At 58.3% G+C, this 18333-nt stretch carries 22 protein-coding genes; 12 read left to right on the top strand and 10 right to left on the bottom strand.

What is annotated here, in order from left to right:
• Positions 1-24 precede the first annotated feature (24 nt).
• Positions 25-975, bottom strand: coding sequence for a cation transporter (locus ACVDG4_RS07905; RefSeq protein ID WP_209173098.1), 951 nt, complete (start codon positions 973-975; stop codon positions 25-27).
• A 19-nt stretch (positions 976-994) separates the two neighbouring features.
• Complete coding sequence (locus ACVDG4_RS07900) at positions 995-2554, bottom strand: helicase HerA-like domain-containing protein (protein WP_447234629.1); 1560 nt, start codon at positions 2552-2554, stop codon at positions 995-997.
• A 104-nt stretch (positions 2555-2658) separates the two neighbouring features.
• Between ACVDG4_RS07900 and ACVDG4_RS07895 the strand changes: the two genes are divergently transcribed.
• The gene (locus ACVDG4_RS07895) at positions 2659-3108 is read left to right on the top strand and encodes a DUF2780 domain-containing protein (protein ID WP_447235097.1); all 450 of its coding nucleotides are present in this window, start codon (positions 2659-2661) and stop codon (positions 3106-3108) included.
• A 44-nt stretch (positions 3109-3152) separates the two neighbouring features.
• On the top strand, positions 3153-3560 hold the full coding sequence (locus ACVDG4_RS07890; RefSeq protein WP_209173100.1) for a DUF4332 domain-containing protein: 408 nt from the start codon (positions 3153-3155) through the stop codon (positions 3558-3560).
• Positions 3561-3654: 94 nt separating this feature from the next.
• Here the strand turns inward: ACVDG4_RS07890 and ACVDG4_RS07885 are convergent, their stop codons facing one another.
• On the bottom strand, positions 3655-4233 hold the full coding sequence (locus ACVDG4_RS07885) for a carbonic anhydrase (RefSeq protein WP_447234628.1): 579 nt from the start codon (positions 4231-4233) through the stop codon (positions 3655-3657).
• Between the two features lie 30 nt (positions 4234-4263).
• Complete coding sequence (locus ACVDG4_RS07880) at positions 4264-5370, bottom strand: NmrA family NAD(P)-binding protein (RefSeq protein ID WP_447234627.1); 1107 nt, start codon at positions 5368-5370, stop codon at positions 4264-4266.
• A gap of 89 nt (positions 5371-5459) precedes the next feature.
• Between ACVDG4_RS07880 and ACVDG4_RS07875 the strand changes: the two genes are divergently transcribed.
• The 3 genes from ACVDG4_RS07875 (at position 5460) to ACVDG4_RS07865 (ending at position 8080) form a co-directional block, all read left to right on the top strand.
• Entirely contained in the window at positions 5460-6056 is a 597-nt protein-coding gene (locus ACVDG4_RS07875; RefSeq protein WP_447234626.1) for a TetR/AcrR family transcriptional regulator, read from the top strand.
• 73 nt (positions 6057-6129) lie between these two features.
• Positions 6130-7407, top strand: a complete 1278-nt coding sequence (locus ACVDG4_RS07870) for an amidase family protein (protein WP_447234625.1) — start codon at positions 6130-6132, stop codon at positions 7405-7407.
• 4 nt (positions 7408-7411) lie between these two features.
• Positions 7412-8080, top strand: a complete 669-nt coding sequence (locus ACVDG4_RS07865) for a hypothetical protein (RefSeq protein WP_447234624.1) — start codon at positions 7412-7414, stop codon at positions 8078-8080.
• Between the two features lie 517 nt (positions 8081-8597).
• On the opposite strand, the gene ACVDG4_RS07860 is transcribed toward ACVDG4_RS07865, so the two are convergent.
• Both ACVDG4_RS07860 and ACVDG4_RS07855 read right to left on the bottom strand, forming a co-directional pair.
• Positions 8598-9560 carry a DMT family transporter gene (locus tag ACVDG4_RS07860; RefSeq protein ID WP_447234623.1) on the bottom strand — a complete coding sequence of 321 codons (963 nt, stop codon included), beginning with the start codon at positions 9558-9560 and terminating at the stop codon, positions 8598-8600.
• Between the two features lie 202 nt (positions 9561-9762).
• On the bottom strand, positions 9763-10095 hold the full coding sequence (locus ACVDG4_RS07855; RefSeq protein WP_447234622.1) for a hypothetical protein: 333 nt from the start codon (positions 10093-10095) through the stop codon (positions 9763-9765).
• Between the two features lie 343 nt (positions 10096-10438).
• On the opposite strand from ACVDG4_RS07855, the gene minC reads away from it, so the two are divergent.
• The 3 genes from minC to minE are packed head-to-tail and all read left to right on the top strand — an operon-like array spanning position 10439 to position 12393.
• On the top strand, positions 10439-11254 hold the full coding sequence (gene minC / locus ACVDG4_RS07850; protein ID WP_447234621.1) for a septum site-determining protein MinC: 816 nt from the start codon (positions 10439-10441) through the stop codon (positions 11252-11254).
• A 54-nt stretch (positions 11255-11308) separates the two neighbouring features.
• Positions 11309-12130 (top strand): septum site-determining protein MinD, encoded by an 822-nt coding sequence (minD, locus tag ACVDG4_RS07845; protein WP_008195504.1) that lies wholly within the window; start codon positions 11309-11311, stop codon positions 12128-12130.
• Positions 12127-12393 (top strand): cell division topological specificity factor MinE, encoded by a 267-nt coding sequence (gene minE / locus ACVDG4_RS07840; RefSeq protein WP_008195613.1) that lies wholly within the window; start codon positions 12127-12129, stop codon positions 12391-12393. The genes minD and minE overlap by 4 nt, the downstream gene beginning before the upstream one ends.
• Before the next feature lie 56 nt (positions 12394-12449).
• Here the strand turns inward: minE and ACVDG4_RS07835 are convergent, their stop codons facing one another.
• Complete coding sequence (locus tag ACVDG4_RS07835; protein ID WP_008191849.1) at positions 12450-12689, bottom strand: CDGSH iron-sulfur domain-containing protein; 240 nt, start codon at positions 12687-12689, stop codon at positions 12450-12452.
• A 227-nt stretch (positions 12690-12916) separates the two neighbouring features.
• On the opposite strand from ACVDG4_RS07835, the gene ACVDG4_RS07830 reads away from it, so the two are divergent.
• Together ACVDG4_RS07830 and ACVDG4_RS07825 are read left to right on the top strand one after the other, a co-directional pair.
• Complete coding sequence (locus ACVDG4_RS07830; protein ID WP_447234620.1) at positions 12917-13678, top strand: methyltransferase family protein; 762 nt, start codon at positions 12917-12919, stop codon at positions 13676-13678.
• The gene (locus ACVDG4_RS07825) at positions 13675-14076 is read left to right on the top strand and encodes a DUF4149 domain-containing protein (protein WP_447234619.1); all 402 of its coding nucleotides are present in this window, start codon (positions 13675-13677) and stop codon (positions 14074-14076) included. The genes ACVDG4_RS07830 and ACVDG4_RS07825 overlap by 4 nt, the downstream gene beginning before the upstream one ends.
• An 8-nt stretch (positions 14077-14084) precedes the next feature.
• On the opposite strand, the gene ACVDG4_RS07820 is transcribed toward ACVDG4_RS07825, so the two are convergent.
• Complete coding sequence (locus tag ACVDG4_RS07820) at positions 14085-14441, bottom strand: winged helix-turn-helix transcriptional regulator (RefSeq protein WP_447234618.1); 357 nt, start codon at positions 14439-14441, stop codon at positions 14085-14087.
• A 66-nt stretch (positions 14442-14507) separates the two neighbouring features.
• On the opposite strand from ACVDG4_RS07820, the gene ACVDG4_RS07815 reads away from it, so the two are divergent.
• Complete coding sequence (locus ACVDG4_RS07815) at positions 14508-15422, top strand: DMT family transporter (protein WP_447234617.1); 915 nt, start codon at positions 14508-14510, stop codon at positions 15420-15422.
• Between the two features lie 4 nt (positions 15423-15426).
• Here ACVDG4_RS07815 and ACVDG4_RS07810 read toward each other — a convergent pair whose 3' ends face one another.
• Positions 15427-16923: a sensor domain-containing diguanylate cyclase gene (locus tag ACVDG4_RS07810; RefSeq protein WP_447234616.1), complete on the bottom strand. Its 1497-nt coding sequence runs from the start codon at positions 16921-16923 to the stop codon at positions 15427-15429.
• Between the two features lie 339 nt (positions 16924-17262).
• Here ACVDG4_RS07810 and ACVDG4_RS07805 point away from each other — a divergent pair, with 339 nt between their 5' ends.
• A complete protein-coding gene (locus tag ACVDG4_RS07805; RefSeq protein WP_447234615.1) occupies positions 17263-17829 on the top strand; it encodes a hypothetical protein in 567 nt (188 codons plus the stop codon).
• A 27-nt stretch (positions 17830-17856) separates the two neighbouring features.
• On the opposite strand, the gene ACVDG4_RS07800 is transcribed toward ACVDG4_RS07805, so the two are convergent.
• Positions 17857-18318: a GNAT family N-acetyltransferase gene (locus ACVDG4_RS07800; RefSeq protein WP_447234614.1), complete on the bottom strand. Its 462-nt coding sequence runs from the start codon at positions 18316-18318 to the stop codon at positions 17857-17859.
• Positions 18319-18333: the final 15 nt, after the last annotated feature.

Genomic DNA, 18333 nt, shown 5'->3' with positions numbered 1-18333 from the left:
CGGGCGGGGCGCAATGCGTTTTCCTTAAGCGCTTGCCGCCGCTGGGGAAGTCTTGAGACCATTGCGGGCGGTGACCATCACCTCCACGCGGGTTGGCCCGACCACATCTTCAAGCCGCCCTGATACCTTGTCCTTGAAAAGGTCGACGTCATGGGCCTCGATGGGCTTCAGCGGATCAATGTAGATGGCGGCATAATGCATGCGCCCGGCTTGCAGCACCGCAACCCGATGCAGCTTGTATCCATGTTCTTTTGCAAGATCGCGGGCAACGCGGGATACCTTCGAGTAAGTCTTTCGTGGCGCGCTGGTGCCGGACAGGTCGGCCAGGGTGGAGCGGAACGAAGAGAGTGGCTGCCAAATGATCACCAGGATCAGCAGCACCACAATCACCGCGTCGCCAATCGGCACATAGGGTCCAAGAGGCGTGTCTTGCAAGAAGGGCAGAGACAGGAGTGCAGCGCCAGTGCCAACGCTCAAGGCCCCGTCAATCATGGCGGCCCGGGATTCGGTTTTCAGCACCGCGCTGCGCTGGCCGGTCTTGCGGTATGCGCGGTGATAATTGAAGGCAAGGGCAAGACAGATTGCCACAATGACCACCGAGTAGATGACTATCGGTCCGAAGACCAACTCCGGCACGTCGCCACCAGTGAAAAACGTCCAGATCTTGGTTCCTGAGACAAAACCTGCAAAGACCAGGATGCCAATCAGAATGAGGCTGCGGAAGGTAACATAAAGAACCTCATCGAAGTCATGCCCCCACGGGCGGCTGCGGGTGGCGGGAAGACCGACGCGCGCGCCAATCCGTGCAGCAGCAATCGCCGAAACGAAGTTGACGGCCGAATAAAGCCCATCCACGAGCATGGCGTCCGAGCGGGACAGCCAGGATGCCAGAATGCCGGCAAACGCCATGAACAGGTTCGACCATTTCCCGACGGTCAAGGCACGCTGCTCGATCAGCAGTTCCGGGGATGCCATCGCCGTTTCTCCGTTCTTATCAATTGCCGCGTTTCAAGGATCCCATCAGACCGCGCACGAGGGCACGTCCAAGCGATGTACCGAAGCTTCGGGCAGCTGACTTCAAACCGGCTTCGAAAGCCGTGTCTCGCTGGCTGCGCCGCTGCGTCCGCCGCTGGCGGCTTTGCCTGCGCGGACGGTCGTCACGTCCAAAATCCGGCAATTGAAAACCCGAACGCGTGCGGCGCGGTTCGCCGTGTTTTTCCGCGAACTTATCGTCCTTTTCCGCCTGCCTTTGTTCCATCCGCTGAGTCTCTTCGGCCCGGTTCATCAGGACTTCATAGGCAGACACCCGATCTCTTTGACGCTCATAGAGCCCGAAGACGGGACTGGACTGGATCAGTGTCCGCCGTTCCGCCTGGGTGATGGGTCCCAGTTGCGAACAGGGCGGCCGGATCAGCGTGCGCTGGACGATGGAGGGAATGCCTTTGCCTTCGAGTGTCGAGACCAGTGCTTCACCGACGCCAAGTTCGGTAATGACGCGCTCCGTATCAAGATCCGGATTGGGCCGGAAGGTTTCGGCAGCCGCCCGCACTGCCTTTTGATCGCGCGGCGTGAACGCGCGCAGGGCATGCTGGATCCGGTTGCCGAGCTGCGCCAGCACAGTCTCGGGGATGTCCAGCGGGTTTTGCGTGACGAAATAGACACCGACCCCCTTGGAGCGGATCAGACGCACCACCTGTTCCACTTTTTCTAGAAGCGCTTTGGGAGCACCGTTGAACAGAAGATGCGCTTCGTCGAAGAAGAAAACGAGCTTCGGCTTGTCCGGATCTCCAACTTCAGGGAGTTCTTCAAAGAGTTCGGAGAGCAGCCATAGCAGGAACACCGCATAAAGACGCGGCGCCGTCATCAGCTTATCGGCAGCCAGGATATTCACCATGCCGCGGCCGTCCGGGGCCGTGCGGATGAAGTCGCGGATGTCGAGCGCCGGTTCACCAAAGAAATGCTCGCCACCCTGACGCTCCAGAACCAACAGTCGCCGCTGGATGGCACCAATTGAGGATTTCGAGACGTTGCCGTAGACGGTGGACAGCTCGGAGGCCCGCTCGGCCACATGGGTCAGCATGGCCCTCAAATCCTTCAGATCGAGGAGCAGCAGGCCTTCGTCATCGGCGAGCTCGAACAGGACATTGAGCACGCCTTCCTGGGTGTCGTTCAGCTCCAAAAGCCGGGCCAGGAGCAGGGGGCCGATTTCCGATACGGTCGTGCGGATCGGATGGCCTTGTTTGCCGAGCAGATCCCAAAAGGCCGTCGGCACGGCCTCATAGTCGTAAGTCTTGTCGATCCCGACCTCTTTGGCGCGTTTTTCCAGGAAGTCCTTGGAGGTGCCGGCTGCTGCGAGACCCGAAAGATCCCCTTTGATATCGGAGCAGAACACCGGCACTCCGGCTTTGGAAAATCCTTCTGCAAGGATCTGCAGCGAAACGGTTTTGCCGGTTCCGGTTGCCCCGGCGATCAGGCCGTGGCGGTTGGCCAGTTTCAATGAAAGCGTTTCATCCTTGCCGCTGAACCCAACAAAAATCTGACTGTCCTTACTCACATTCGTCCCCCGAATCCGTCCCTTACGGAAACAACCTAGCCCAGTCTTTTGAAAATTGCGCGTGTTAGACCAAATGCCGTCGACGAAGCTGTCATCGAGCCTGTATAGGGAGGCAACTCCAAACTTGCCGGAGGCCTCCGGCGCAATCTTCAGGACGTGACAACATGCAAGAACTGATCAGCCGCATCATGGCAAGAGCGGGCATCGAACAGCAGCAGGCCGAGGATGGTCTCGGGATTATCCTGGGCTTTTTGAACAAGGAAGCACCGGCAGAAAAAATGCAGCAGGTGCTCGATGCTTTGCCGGGCGCTGCCGATCTTCTGGCCGCGCGGGCAGGTGCCAGTGGCGGGGGCCTTCTGGGCGGCCTTGGCAACATGATGGGTGGCACAATGGGGGCGATGGCCGCGCTCAACGAGCTCAACAAAGCCGGGCTCGGCATGGGTGAAATACAAGGGCTTGTCAAAGAACTCGTCTCTTATGCTAAAGAAAAAGCCGGGGATGACGTTGTTGATGAGGTAATTGCGAAAATTCCGGGACTGAGCCAGATCGTCTAAGTGCCCCAGGGTTCGGCCGCCGGTGCAACGGGAGTGAATTGAGGATGTCTTATTCCATCGATGAGATCGAGGGCATCGGCCCGACTTATGCGGCCAAACTCGGCGAAATCGGCATCAAGACAACGGAAGCGTATCTTGAGCGGGCAAAGGACCCGAAGGGCCGCAAGGCGCTGGAAGAGGAAACCGGCATTGACGGCAAGCGCATCCTCAAATGGGCCAACATGGCCGATCTGATGCGCATCAGCGGCGTCGGCGAAGAGTATTCCGAACTTTTGGAAGCGGCCGGTGTGGACACCGTTAAGGAACTCAAGCACCGCAATGCGGCGAACCTTGCCGCGAAAATGAAAGAAGTGAACGACGAAAAGAGCCTCGTGCGGCAGGTGCCGAGCGAGACCCAGGTCACAAAGTGGGTCGATCAGGCCAAGGACCTTGCGCCGATGATGACCTACTGATCGTTCCGGTCAGTCCAACTGTTTTTGCAGCGGGCGCGCAATTGGCGCGCCCGTTTGTTTTTCAGAAACGTGTCATAGGTTTTTCAGGCGAGGTTCAAAGCGTGGCGCTTTTCGGCGCGGAAGCCGGGACACGTTCAGCGCGCCAGTTTTCAAGCGGTTTTGCGGGGGCGATTTCCTCCACCAGCCCCGTTGCGACATCATAAAGGGTCGCCGAGACAGAGATCCCGCCGGGCACCTGTACAGCCGCGCAGAGGCGGTCGATATCGCCCATCAAGTCGGACCGTTGATCTTGGATCGCATATTCCGAAACGTCGATGCCCATCTTTTCTTTCATCATCGCCTGCATTTCCGGCTGCGCCAGCCTTTGCGCGCCGCACTGGGTGTGCTGCATTAGAATGACGTTGAACCGCGGCTCCTGGCCATTTGTCGCCGCACGAACAAGAGCCGCCAGGGTCGCGACTTCCTCGATCACAGCACGGGTTACCCGCCCGCCGGTATTCCGGATCACGACGGCGTCTCCAAGCTCTAGCCCGAAGAGATGGGCCGGATCGGTGCGGGCATCAAGGCAAGCGATGATGAGGGTTTGCAGTGTCGGCAATATGGGCAGATCCGCCTTGTCGAAACTGGAGGCAAACGCCTTGTTGCGGTTAAGGAGCTCTGATTGCGGGGTCATGGGGGATAATCCTTGTCGGTTCAAAGTGGTTTAGGCGACGCGGGCCGCGGGGAGGGTGATGGATGCAGGTTGATGTGTTGCCTGCCAGGAAGCATCGTCTTGTGCGAACACCTGCGCGGACAACTGGACGTAATCCCGCTCCGCTTCGGCGCGCTTCAGGTCAAACGGCCGGGTTGCCAGGATCTTGGCAAAGCGGGCCATGGCGCCGAGGCTTCGCAAGGGGCTTTTCACCAGTCCGGGTTGGCCGGCTGCATGTTTGCGCACAATCGCTTCAAAGCTCTCCGGTTCTTGTCCCCCAATCCGTGCAACGTGATCGGTCGGTGCGTTCACCGAAAAGCTGCCACGCCGGTATTCGTCTGCATAAAGGGCAAGCTGCGTCACGGCGGCAACGGAGTAATTGGAGGGCGGCAGAGCCTTGAGCGCCTTCACCATCATCCGTTCGGAAATGTCCATGTAGCGTACCCGGCGGCGCAGCGCGCGGCTCATGGCGGCGGCAATGTCATTGGGAGAAAGCAGTTCGGGCCCTGTCGGACGGTAAGTTTGACCGGCATGTTTTGCGGGATCGGTAAGGGACGCCACCACGACGCGTGCAATGTCTTCGTTCGACGGCGGTGCATTTTTCTTCTGATCCCCTGCACCGAGCGGCATGGTGAAGAGGCCCAGATGCGCGGCCATGTCGAGAACCATCAGGTAATTATCCGCAAACCAGCCCGGATTGACGGTGGTTACCGACATTTCCGGACGCATCCTGATCAGGACGTCGCCAAGATACACTTCCCGCGTAAACAGCGACGGGTGGTCCGCACTTGAGAGCCACTGGCTAAGGGTGACGACATGTTCCAGCTTGGCCTCATGGGCCGCTGCCGTGAAAACGGCATTGAAGTGTAGGCCATTTGGTGCCGTCGGAGCGCATTGATAGGCGCGGCTCACACCAGTCATCGCGGTGCGCATATCGGTCAGCGAATATTGATTGCCGACGAACACCTCCGCACCGGCCCGTTCCAGCGTCTCTGACCGATGGTCCCGCCGGCGCACGAAGGCGCGCACCGGATAGTCTTGCTGGCGGAGCTGCAGGGTGACATGCAGGCCGGTTTTTCCGGCGGCACTTGTCACAAGAATTTTGGGAAGGGTCTTCATGGGAGATATCCTTAATGATGATAGTTGTCATCTATAAATTAGATGATATACGTCATCATTAGTGTCAAGAAGATTTTCGGAGGCTTTTGATGCCGCGTGTGTCGAACGAAGAAAAACAACGAAATCACAACAAGATAGTCGATGCAGCCGCCCGGTTGTTTCGGGAGAACGGGATCGAGATGACCAGTGTTGCCGATGTGATGAAGGCCGCCGGCCTGACCCATGGCGGGTTCTACAGACACTTTGGCTCAAAGGAAGATTTGATCTCAGCTGCGCTGGATCGTGCGGTCGATGACGTCTTGAAGGAGGGCGAAGAGGCTCCGGAGGGGGAAGCGCGCACGTTGGCGCGGGACGCCTACATCGCACGGTATCTTTCGGAAGATCATTTGTCGGGGCGTGGCAAAGGCTGTCCGTTGGCAGCCTTGGGCACGGAACTCGTCCGGATGGACGGGGCCCCTCAGGACGCGGCGCAAAATGCGGTTCACCGCACGGTCCAATTGCTCAATCTGGGCGAGGGGAAACGGGGTCCGAAGGGGAAGGCCGTGCTTGCCCTCCTGCTTGGCTCCGTGGTTCTCGCCCGCTTGACGGACGGCGATGACGACAAGGCCAAGATGATGGAGGCCGCAAAGATCGCCGCTGCGCTGCTTGAGGACGCGTGGCCGGTCGAGACGGACGCAAACACTTAAGGCCCCTGTTCAGAACGGCCAATCGTGCTATCAGGTTCAGACAATAAGAACTTTTGGCAAGGGTTGGGCGAAAATGAACGCAGCGGTTTCCTGGGATGCAGCAACGGTGGGTCAGCGGCTGGAGGCAGCCCTGGAGAAGGCAAAGAGCGACCCGGCGGCGGCCCATGTCTACATCAAGCTCCTGGAGACCCGGGCCCGCCAGCAGATGGCGAAAGCGGCTGAAAATGACGGTCCGCTCAAAGGAGCACTGGTCAGCGTCAAGGCGCTGTTTGACGTTGCCGGGGAAGTGACGACGTCGGCCACGACCGTTCTGAAAAACGATCCGCCGGCACCGGAGGATGCGCCCGCGATTGCCCGGCTGGATGCGGCGGGTGCGATGTTCACCGGCCTCACCAACATGTCCGAATTTGCCTATTCCGGGCTCGGCCTCAATCCGCACTACGGCACGCCGGAAAACGCGCTTTATCCAGGCTGTGCGCCGGGCGGATCGACCAGCGGCGGGGCGGTCGCCGTGGCGCTGGGCCTGTGCGACATTGCGATTGGCAGCGACACCGGCGGCTCCTTGCGCATCCCGGCGGCGTTCAACGGCATTACCGGTTTCAAACCGACGCAAAGCACTGTCTCGATGGCGGGCGGCAAGCCGCTGTCCGACAGTCTCGACAGCTTTGGCCCGATGGCAAAAACCGTCGCGGAATGTGAACTCACCTGGCAGGTGATGGCAGGGCGGGAAACCGTCCCCGCAGAGCCCAAGGCGGCTCGCCTCGTGGTGCCGAAAAACTTCGGATTTGATGAAATTGAAGCACCGGTGGCGGCCGGCTTCAAGGCCGTGGTCGAAAAACTGCGCGCAGCCGGTTTTGAGGTCGTGGAAAAGGATCTCGCCGTCATCGACCTCTATTCAGAGGTGCCGCCGTGGCACATGACCTCGGTGGAATCGCGGGCCCATTACGAGGATCATTTCCAGACATCACCGGACCAGTTCGACCGGCGGGTGCATGCGCGCATGGGCCGGGCGGAAGAGATTTCCGCCGTTGAGTACCGGCAGACGCTGAACCGGCGTCACACCTTGATAAAGGCCTTTGCCGAGGAGGTCGACAGCGGCATTCTCCTGCTTCCGACAACGCCGATTCTCCCGCCGAAGATTGCGGATCTGGCGGACGATGGCGCCTTCAACCGGCTCAATCTTCTGGCTCTGCGCAATCCCTCACTCGCCAATGTCTGCGATGGCTGCGGCATCGCGCTGCCTTACCAAAACGCCGGCCAGACCTTGAGCGCCATGCTGGTTGCACCGGGCGGTCAGGACGAGAAGCTTCTCGCCTGCGCCAAGGCGGTGGAGACCGTTCTGGGAGGTTAGGTCCGTGGCAGAGGAAATCTGGGTCAGCAGTGTACGAAGCAACTATTTACTGGGAAACAAGCTCGGGATCCGAGAGAAGCACTACGGGCAGGATTGGGCGCCGCCTCAGTTTGAAATGGGAGCGCCGACCGAAGAACATATGAAAAATGTGAATCGGGCTTCGCAAGGCGAGAAACTAAGCCGGGAAGAATTCGTAGAATCCGCCTATGTTTTTGATCAAAAAAGATGGTCTCGGGTCAAAGACTTGTTTTGGGTGGATGGATTTATCGCCGTAAAAGGAAAACTGGCAGAACTGCTCAAGGACTTTGATCTTGGCGATGGCGAGCTTGTCGAGTTTCCGATCTACGAAATGGACAAGACCACGCAACTGTCCGGACCGTTTTATTTCCTGAATTTCGGCTCCCAGAAATACTGCTTTGTGCCAAGTGAAAGCCAACGAGTGACATTTCTCGCTCGGAATAAGAAAACGGGTCACGAGCTGTGGCGAGGGCCTTTAGAACCAAAAGATAATGATATTGCTGTTTCCGTGGCGGGTTTGGAGGGGCCCGATCTGTGGGTCGACCCAAAACTCAAATCCGCGATTTTCATGAGCGGTGCCCTTCATGATGCGATCGAGGCTGCCAAGCTGAAAATCGATTTCCGGTTTGCAAGAGCGCGGATTGTTCCCGACTAGACCGACAGGGGGCGGCCCATCGAATTTGGCCGACGCCCCCTGCGACGCAGTTATACCATCCCGGAGATGGCGGTCGTTGGATGCGCCCCAGCCATCCAAAATCTCCATCCGTCATTGCCGGACTTTATCCACGGCACTCCGGTTAGGGTTTCGGGTTCTTTTGTATCTCGTTGTGTTCAAGAGAGATTTCCGAACTTTCAGCCCCCACAGGATATGAAACGAAGGCTGCCGCTTGCTGCCGTCTCCCCCCTTGAGGGGGAGATGTCCGCAATTGCGGACAGAGGGGGGTGACGATCCGCGCTAAACAGCAAACACTTTGAAATTTGAAAGGCTTATACCCCCCTCTGTCTCCTCACGGCGACATCTCCCCCTCAAGGGGGAAGAAGGAACAGGCGGAAAACCATGCTAAAAAGAACACTCGTGTAGCTGACCCGGACAGCAGTGGATCAAGTCCGGCAATGACGGTGGAGAGGTTTGGGAGATGATTGTACGCCCCAGCCTCGAAATCTCTTCACACTTAATCCGGCTTTTCGTCGTCGTCGTTGTCCTCCGCCCGGTTGACGCTGGAGGCGTAGCCGGTGTTGAAGCGGAAGCTGGCGCTGCGGGTGACCGGGCGGCGGGCGGAGACGTTTTCCTGGGCCTCGCGCCAGACCACGAACAGGCCGGACGCGACAATGATCGCCGAGCCGAGCGCCACATAAAAATCCGGTGTTTCTGAAAAGAACAGCGCGCCGAACAGGGCGGCCCACAGGATCTGGCTGTATTGCAGCGGCGCAACAACGGCGGCGGGCGCGGCCCGGTAGGCGCCGATGATGGCCGATTGGGCAATCACCGACAGAAACCCGATTGCCGCCATCAAGCCCAGGTCGCCCACGGCCATCGGCTGGTAGGAGCTTGGCATCAGGATGGACATCACGATCAACATCAGGATCATCGGATAAAGGATCAGAACCGCAGAGCGTTCTTGCCCGCCGATTTTGCGCACCAGGATCGAGGAGACCGAGTTCGCGCTGGCCGACAAAAGCGCGGCGATGTGGCCGGCGGACAGTGCGCTGACACCGGGGCGTAGGACGATCACCACGCCGATCAGCCCGATAATGACCGCGATCCAGCGCTGAAAACGCACAGTTTCGCCAAGGAGCGGCACGGACAAGGCGGTGACCAGCAGCGGCGTTGCAAAAAGGAGGGCATAGACCTCGGCAAGCGGCAGAACGGTAAAGGCATAAAACCCGCCGGACATTGCAACGATCGCAAGGCTTGATCTCAAGAGCACCAATCCGGGTCGCCGGGGGCGGAAATTGTCCGCCTTGCCGTCCGCCAGAATGATCAGGGAGACGGGCACAAAGGCGAACAGGACCGAGAAGAAAATGATCTGGAAGGCCGGATACGTGCCGCCGAGCGCCTTGATCAAGGCGTCATGGGTGGAAAAGATCGCAAAGCCGCTGAGAGCGAACAAAAAGCCTTTGAGCGATGCGGACATGGGCAGCGGCCTTGAAGAAGCGGTTTTTTGAGGGTCTGGCCATCTGCCGAGTGGCAAGGTCAGGGGATTTCCTGCGGTCTGATGGAGCGCCGCACCGGCACAAGTGTTAGCAGAAAAGCGGGCACTGCCAAAGGCGGGAACGGTCCGGAATCAAGCCGCTTTGCACACTTTTCTAATCGGTTTAATTCTCTGCTCTGCAGCCTCAGACAAAAACCCGGGCAAGGGTGGCAACGGCGAGGGCGGTGGCGGCGCGCTTTGGGCCGGCTAGATCGGAGGACATCTGGCTCGGCATGTTCAGCCTGACCTTGTTGAGGTCGGACGCCTCCAGATGATCGAGATCGGCGGATTTTGCAGCCTCTTCGGCGGAGCGGCGCACGTCGTCGAGCATCTGCACCAGGGACTGCCAGATGTGCAGTGGCGGTGCTTCGTTTGTGTTGCGCCAGCGAACAATTTCGTCTGCAGATGAATTGAGGACGCGGGCAGCCTCATCCTGAGACAGGCCTAGATAGTCCATTACATCGCTGAAATTACTCATATTTGTTCCAGGTTCGGTCAGCGCGCTCGGTTGTTAGATAGCTTATATTGCATTGCAATATGGCAAAAGTGAAGCTTTCATCTGGAATTCGGTTAACCGGCGTCGGCTCAAATTGACAGAATCGCCCGGTATTCGCGGTGATTCCTGCCGATTGGATCGGCAATTTTGTCAGGTCTGCCGTGGAAGAGCTCTCAGGAGCGCGCCGCAAACTGGGCAATTATCTGAAATCTCGGGAGAATTTGGATATCCGTGGAAAACGGTCCGCTGCCCAATTGTCCGGTTCGGTTAATGATAGGTTTATGCGACTAAGCACTCCGTTTGAGAAAGACGCCGGGCCTCTTTGATGAAATTCAAGGGAAAATCCTTCATTGCGATCGTGTTATCTCCCGAGCCGCCCTATCAGGACTGGTTCAAGGAGATTGACCGGATCATCGCGCGCACACCGGGATTTTTCATCGACCGGCCGATCGTTCTGGACGTGCGCGGCACAAAGATCCCGATCGAGGACCTTGAGACCGTTCTGGACGGCTTGAGCGAGCGGTCCATCCGGGTTTTCGGCATTGACGGGATTTCCGGAACGCGCCTCAAACCGGGAATGCCGCCGAGTTTCGGAGGTGGACGTCTGACGGCTGATGTCGAAATCCCGGAAACCGCTGTCGGGAACGAGGCGGCGACAGAAGCTGCGGGCCAAAAGACAATCGGCAACACCGATGCGCCCAAAAAGACAGCGAAAACAGATGCATCTGATCCGGACCCGGCAATCAAGACCGCTGAGAAGCCGATTGCGAAAAAAGCAGATCGGCAGCCTCGAGCGGCGCCAGAGGCCAATGGGTCGTCGATCGTCATTACCGAACATGTGCGCTCCGGTCAGAGCATCCTGCATCCGGATGGCGACGTGACGATTGTCGGCTCGGTCAGCTCCGGCGCCGAGATCATCGCGGGCGGATCAATCCACGTTTATGGCGCCCTGCGCGGACGCGCTTTGGCCGGGGTTTCCGGACGGGACGGAGCGCGGATCTTCTGCTCGAAACTGGACGCTGAACTGGTGTCCATCAATGGACTTTACAAGGTTGCCGATGACTTCGACGCGGCTCTGCGCAACGCACCGGCGCAGATCCGCTTTGAAGACGAGAGCCTTGTCTTTGAACAACTGAGTTAACTCCGGTCGGGGCCGCGAAGAGCCTTTGCACCGTCAACAAGTGGGACGAACACCATGAGCAACGCAACGGTCGTTGTGGTCACGTCAGGCAAGGGCGGGGTTGGTAAGACAACCACATCCGCCGCAATCGCCTCGGCACTGGCCAAGGAAGGTTATCAAGTCTGTGCCATCGACTTCGATGTGGGCTTGCGCAACCTGGACCTGATCATGGGGGCGGAACGGCGCGTCGTGTTCGATTTGGTCAACGTGGTGCGCGGCGAGGCGACCATCAAGCAGGCTTTGGTGCGCGACAAGAAGTTGAACAACCTTTTCCTTCTGCCGGCCTCCCAGACCCGCGACAAGGACGCGCTCACCGAAGAGGGCGTTGCCAGCGTCATCAGCGAATTGCGCCATTACTTCGACTGGATCGTCTGCGACAGCCCGGCTGGCATTGAGCGCGGCGCGACGCTGGCCATGCGCCATGCCGATGAAGCCATCATTGTCTCAAACCCGGAAGTGTCCTCCGTGCGCGACTGCGACCGGATCATCGGGCTTCTGGACGCCAAGACGCAGGTTGCGGAGCAGGGCGGGCGCATGCCCAAGCACCTTCTGATCACCCGGTACGACAGCGCCCGCGCCAAAACAGGCGAGATGCTGGCAACCGACGATGTGGTGGACATCCTGTCTGTGCCGCTCATTGGCGTGATCCCGGAAAGCAAGGACGTCCTGAAGGCCTCCAACGTCGGTTTGCCGGTCACGCTGGCCGATGAAGGTTCCCCCGCGGCCCGGGCCTACATGGAAGCAACGCGCCGTCTTTTGGGGGAAAACATTCCCGTCACCATCCCGGAAGAAAAGAAGGGCTTGTTCGGCAAGATCTTCAAGGGGAGGGCGGCATGAACATCCTGAGCCTTTTTGGCAAGAGAAGCCAAAGCGCTTCGGTTGCCAAGAACCGGCTGCAGATCCTTCTCGCGCATGAACGCGCCGGCAACAGCGATGATGCAGCGCTGATTTCCAGTCTTCGCGAAGACATTCTGGCGGTCGTGGCCAAGCGGATCGATATCGATCCCGATGCCGTCCGGCTTGAAATGGACCGGGAAGGCGATGTCACCACGCTTGGCATCGATATCGAATTGCCGCCGTCCGCAGCCCGGGCGTCCTGACACAACGAAAATCTGAAGACAGCCGGATCGGGGTCCCCGGTCCGGCTGTTTCGTGTTTACAGCTTGCTGTGCGTCCCATCGCAAAGCGGGGATTTGCTGCTTGCCTTGCAGCCGCAGAAGAACGCTTTGCCGTCCTTTTCCGCCGTGTATTTGACCGGCGCGAAATCGGTACCCTTGTGGCTACCGTCGCAAAACGGCTGGTTCGCGCTCTTGCCGCACGCACACCAGAAGTAGTTTTTGCCCGCTTCAACTTCGACCGCATAGGGCGCTTTTTGCGCAACAACTGGTTCAGACATTCAGTTCTCCCTCAACTCTCAATCGTGTAACTAGGAAGATGACCGGGGTCGCCAAGGTTTCCGGCGGTTTTCGGCCGACCCTGGTCCAACTTTTTGGGGATCTCTCAGACCTCTGCGACAAACCGTCAAGTGCCACTGGCGATAAGGACGCACGGCGCTAGGTTCTTTCAGCGATGACGCTGGTTGACCTGAGACCTTTGAAAAGACTGCTCCGCTTGGTGGCGGGAATGCTGTCCGTCCCGCCCGGGCGCGGCCGGATTGCGCTCGCCTATCTCTACGGTCTTGTCTGCCACACACTCTTTGCGGCAGCAGTTCTTGCCATGATCGCTGCAATGTTTTTCGGGATGAGCCGCAGCCTTGGCACGCTTCCGGATCCATGGCGGTATTTCACCAATGCGTTCCTTTTGCTCCAGTTCCCACTGACCCACTCCGTGCTCCTGTCGGCTCGTGGCAGGAAATGGCTGGCAGCTCTTGCACCGTCCGGACACGGCAAAACACTGGCGACCACGACCTATGCCATCATCGCCTCCTTCCAGCTGCTTTTGCTGTTCGCATTCTGGACACCAAGCGGTGTGATTTGGTGGCAAGCGGAGGGAGCGGTTTTTTGGATTTTGTGCGGGCTTTACACGCTCTCATGGCTGTTGTTGATCAAAGCGAGTTACGACGCAGGCGCTGAGGTGCAATCAGGAGCGCTTGGCTGGATGTCGCTGGCACAAAACATTCGCCCGATGTTCCCGGACATGCCGGAGACGGGTCTTTTCAAGATCATCCGCCAGCCCATTTATGTGTCCTTTGCCCTGACAACGTGGACGGTGCCGGTCTGGACGCCCGACCAGCTCGCTGTTGCAAGTTTTCTGACAACCTACTGCCTGCTTGCACCGATGCTGAAGGAACGGCGTTTCGCCTCTCAGTTCGGGGATCGTTTTCGGCAGTACCAGGCAACCGTTCCCTACATTTTGCCCAGTGTCACACGGAGACCTAAGAAATGATCGTCACCTCAGCGACCCTTCTTGTGACTGCGCTGTTGTTCGGCGGCATGACGCTCTATTCCTTTGGCTTTGCGGCCTTCGTTTTTACCGCACTGCCGGCGGAAACGGCAGGACCCCTGATCCGGAAAGCTTTCCCGCACTTCTATCTGTTTGTGATCGCGGCATCCTTGGCCGCGGCGCTTGGGACCGGATTTCTTGATGTGGTCTCGTGCGTGGTGATGGTCCTGATTGCAGCATCCGCGATCTTTGCAAGACAGGTCCTGATGCCGATGATCAACGCGGCGACCGATGCGGGCGAAACAAAGCGTTTCAAGGTTCTGCATGGCGCATCGGTCATCATAACGCTCGCGCATATCATTGCCAGCGCTGCCGTCTTGATCCGTCTTGCTGTTGCCTGAGTAGCGGACTACTCAGACGCGCCGGCGCCGCTCTGCTCAATGCGCGCGGCCCAAACCTTCGACACTTTGGACAGTGGCAGGAGCGCTTCATAGACCTCCTGCCCAAGCGGTGACACGCAATAGCCGCCGTCCCCTTGTGTGACGAAGCCTGCAGCCCGGAGCTCTTTCAGCCGGGCATTTAAAACAGCCGGAGAAATGCTCTCGCAGGCCTCCTGTAATGCACGGAAGGTGCAGGGGCCCTGTTCGCTCAAGGTCCAGACCACACCCATTGCCCAGCGGCGTCCCAGTAAGTCGAACAGGGCCATGATCGGCGCGCCGCTGCGCGATCCGCGGACGGCCTTTCCGGGGACGGGAATGTCGGTCATATATCCTCCATTGCTATTAAAATAATAGCATGCTATTTCTTTCATAGCAATTTAGAGGATAGGCCCATGCAGGCAAGAGACTTTCTATTGTGGTCGGTGCTCGCCGCGCTTTGGGGCAGTTCGTTCCTGGCAATTGGTGTCGCCGTCAAAGACATTGACCCGGCCACGTTGGTGTTTGCGCGGATGGCAATTGCTGCGCCTGTTCTGGGCTGGGTGCTGCTGCTGACGGGAGGCGGGTTTAACCTCGGGGCTCGCGGCTGGATCATTGCGGCCATTGTCGGCGTCAGCGGCAATGTCTTGCCGTTTCTTCTGATCGGTTACGCAGAGCAGGAGGTCAACACCGGGCTTGCCGCGCTGATCATGGGCATTGCCCCGATCATCACTCTTGTTGTCGCGCCTCTGGTCCATTTTGAGGAAAGCCTCACGAGACTGAAGGTGTTCGGTGCGCTGGCCGGTTTTGCCGGGGTCGCCGTGCTGGCGGCGCCGGACTTAAGTGCAGGCCGGATTGGCAGTCTCCTGCCCGAGCTTTGCCTGGTCATTGCGGCCTGTTGCTATGCATTCACGGCACTTTTCTCACGGAGATTTCCCTTTCCTGACCCCTTGCAAATGGCTGCAGCTTCGGTCTTCGTTGGACTATTGGCGCTGGGGGGATACATGGTTTTGTTCGCGCCGGACCTTGGTCTGTCCGCTGCACCGGTTCCGGCGCTCGCGGCGGTCCTATATTTGGGGTTAGGACCGACAGCGCTGGCGGCCTTGATCTATTTTTACTTGATCCCGCGCATCGGGGCCGCCCGGCTGCAGCAAGTGAATTATGCAGTGCCTGTAATCGGCACCTTGCTGGGCATCGCTGTGCTTGGCGAACAGCCTGGCTGGACCGCCTGGCCGGCTCTTGGCCTCATTGTTTTGGGTGTTTATCTGGTGACGCGGCCGGACAAGACTGAACCGGCGCCGGCACGCCAAATCGCGGAGCCGGCTGAATAGACGGCTATAGTGTTTCGGTCGCGGGTAACCGTTGAGCTGATGTGTCGGTGGAATCCGGGATATAGACCGTCACTTGGCCGCGCCCCTTTTTCTTGGAAGCGTAAAGGGCCGTATCCGCCCGCCTTAGCAAGTTGACCGGTTCGGTCGAATAGGCAATGCCAGCGCTGGCCCCAAAGTGGCAGGAATGGCCGTTGAGCGTGACCCGTTGAGACAGGATCGCGATCGCTTCCTTTGCGACTGCCAGAACACGCTCACGGTCCGTCAAGCCGAAGACGATCACAAACTCATCCCCACCGAGCCGAAATACCTTGTCCTGCGGGTAGGTGAGCGAGCTTAAAGTCTCACCGACATATTTGAGAACTTCATCGCCGGTTTCGTGCCCCAAGGTGTCATTGATTGTCTTGAACCGGTCGAGGTCGAAGCAGACAAGAGCGAATTCCTTGGTGCCGTCGGCCTTGGCGGAGAGTGCGTCAAGGGTTTGCTCAAAGCTCCAGCGGTTGCCGAGGTTTGTAAGAGCATCCGTGTTCGCCTGATGCGCAAGCAACTCCTTGGCCCGCTCGGTTCGTTTCTTGGCAGCGTCCAGAGCACTGACCATATGGGTCGCCTGCTTCAAAAACGCCCGGGCCGCGATCATCATGCCAGCATAAACGATGATCAGGCCGAGCGCCAAGGGGGGCAGCAGCCGCTGGCCTGGAAGAACCGGGTTCCAAACAAAGCTGGCGAGCGTTGTGCCGTCTTCGGTTCGGATTGGCCAATGAGCCTGAAAATACGAGGGGTCTTGTGTCGTAATCTTTAGACCCGGCAGCTGGAATTTCTCGCCAAGATCCGCGAGCGCCTCGTCATCCAGCGGGCGCACGAACATCATGACATGATCAGTGCTTGTATCTGTCTCAGCATCGTAGGTGGTCATGCGCGCCGCGGAAGCGAGATAGAGATCATCGATTGCACCCAAAAAACCGGTGGCTGGTATCGGCGTTTCATTGGTCGGGGTTCGACGGGCGCGGTTGATCAGTTTTTCCGCATCTGGCCCGTAACGCTTCATGGAACCGGCGTCGGTGACAGCGTCTTCGTAAATGTGCAAACGGTCCGCATTCTCACCATCCACAACGTGGACACCGATAATCCCAAGATCTGAGTACATGTAATCGACGAAGGTGGTCTCTACCCAGTTTTCATCGAAGCTGTCCACGAGCCGGTTCACCGACTCATCCCAGTAGGCGTATTCCAGTGTCAGTTCCGAAAGCCGATCCAGGCGCTCTCCAAGGACCGAACCCATGACCCGTTCACTTGACGTGATCGCTTGCCGGTCAAGTGCGTTGACCAGGAAGGCTGCAAATACAAGCAGGCTCACGGCACCAATGATGAAAGACGCCCAGAACGGGCGGGACAGCTTGTGGATCCGCTTCAGGCGCGCTTTTCCTGCCGGTGCATCAGCTTGCTGATGCCCGGTTGGCGCTCTGGAAGTTCCTTTTTGACTGGCCCCAATCTCCGTGGACAACACGATCCCAATTTCTCGCAAGCCGTTTTTTCGTTATCTCGCAAGTATAAGTGCAGTTAGCCGAAAAACGAGCTCGTATTTTAGTAAAACTTGGGATTTCGGAGTTTCTGGAAAATAAAAAGGAAATTTGCTAAAACACTCCTTGTGAAAAATTCGTAGAAAGGCAGATTTCGACTTCCTTAATTTTGACGAGGGGGCACGCCTTTTAGGTGTGAAGGTGCAAAATTCACCCCTTCGCCAGGCCTCCGCATCCATCTCATGACGGTTTTTCCGGGACAGGCTGCCTTGGCCTGTTTATGACTGATGGTCGTACTTGAAACGCCATGGCCTTGGATCTGCTGGATGTTTTTTGCGCTCTCTGTCGCAACCACTTACATACTCACTAATATTGACGGGTTGTTCGCCTTTTTGGCGCTTGCGGCCACCGGGCGGAAACCGGCGGCCATCACAGGTTTTTTGTTGGCACAGGTCGTCGTTATCGGCGGGGCGGTGCTGGTGGGCGGCGGAGCCGCGCTTCTGGCACCTGCCGATCTTGGTCTTTTGGGAATTGTCCCCGTAGCACTCGGGTTTCGTGAGGTCTTGAAAAACCGCCGGAAACCTGCGGTCACAGAAAAGAACCCGCCCGCCCCAGGACCGATCATCGGGGTGGTTGCCCTTTTCCTGGCGCTCAGCACCGACACCTTTGTTTTGATGGCAACGTTTTTTGCAGATACGAGACCCGAGCTCGACCGTTTTGTCCTCTCCGGCGCCCTGATCGCGGTGGCAGCGCTTCTGGCGCTTGGGACGTTCTTGAGCCGTCTCATAAAGCCGACACCGGCGACAGAGAAATTTTTCGAACGCCTTGCCCCGCTCGTCATGATCGTCGCCGGTCTTTACATCCTCATGGACACGCAAACGGATGTCTTCTGATCGAAGTTTGAATTTGCCTGAGCTGTGTCAGCCAATTTCCTTGGCCATCTGGGCCGTTTGCTGCCACCCGTCGCGTTCGTAGAGCGGTCGCGCCTGATCGGTCGCGGTCAGAACGGCATGGGTGATACCGCGCGCATTGAAGGCGTCATCGGATGCGGCCATCAGGCGTTTGGCGACGCCCTTTCCCCGGTGGTCCGGTTCGACAAAAACGTTCAGCACATACCCGCGTTGCAAGACGTCCGGGTGGAGATGGTGAGGAGGCCAGTCGATGACCATCAGTCCAACACCGCCGACAGCAACCTCGCCCACTTCTGCGATGAAGCCGAAATAAGCCCCGGACTGGAGTGCGTTTTCCTGCCACTCTCGATAGGCCAAGCTCAAGGCAGCTTTTGCCGCCTCTTGATCGCCAGCAGCCTGAAACATGTCGTGCCGGTGCCGGCAAATCAGATCGCAATCAGATGGCGCGACAGGGCGAAAAGTGACGGTCATGTCATACAAGGCCCT

It is taken from the genome of Roseibium sp. MB-4 (assembly GCF_053005265.1).
The sequence above is the reverse complement of the archived record's forward strand: the minus strand, read 5'-3'. Positions and strand labels throughout refer to the sequence as shown.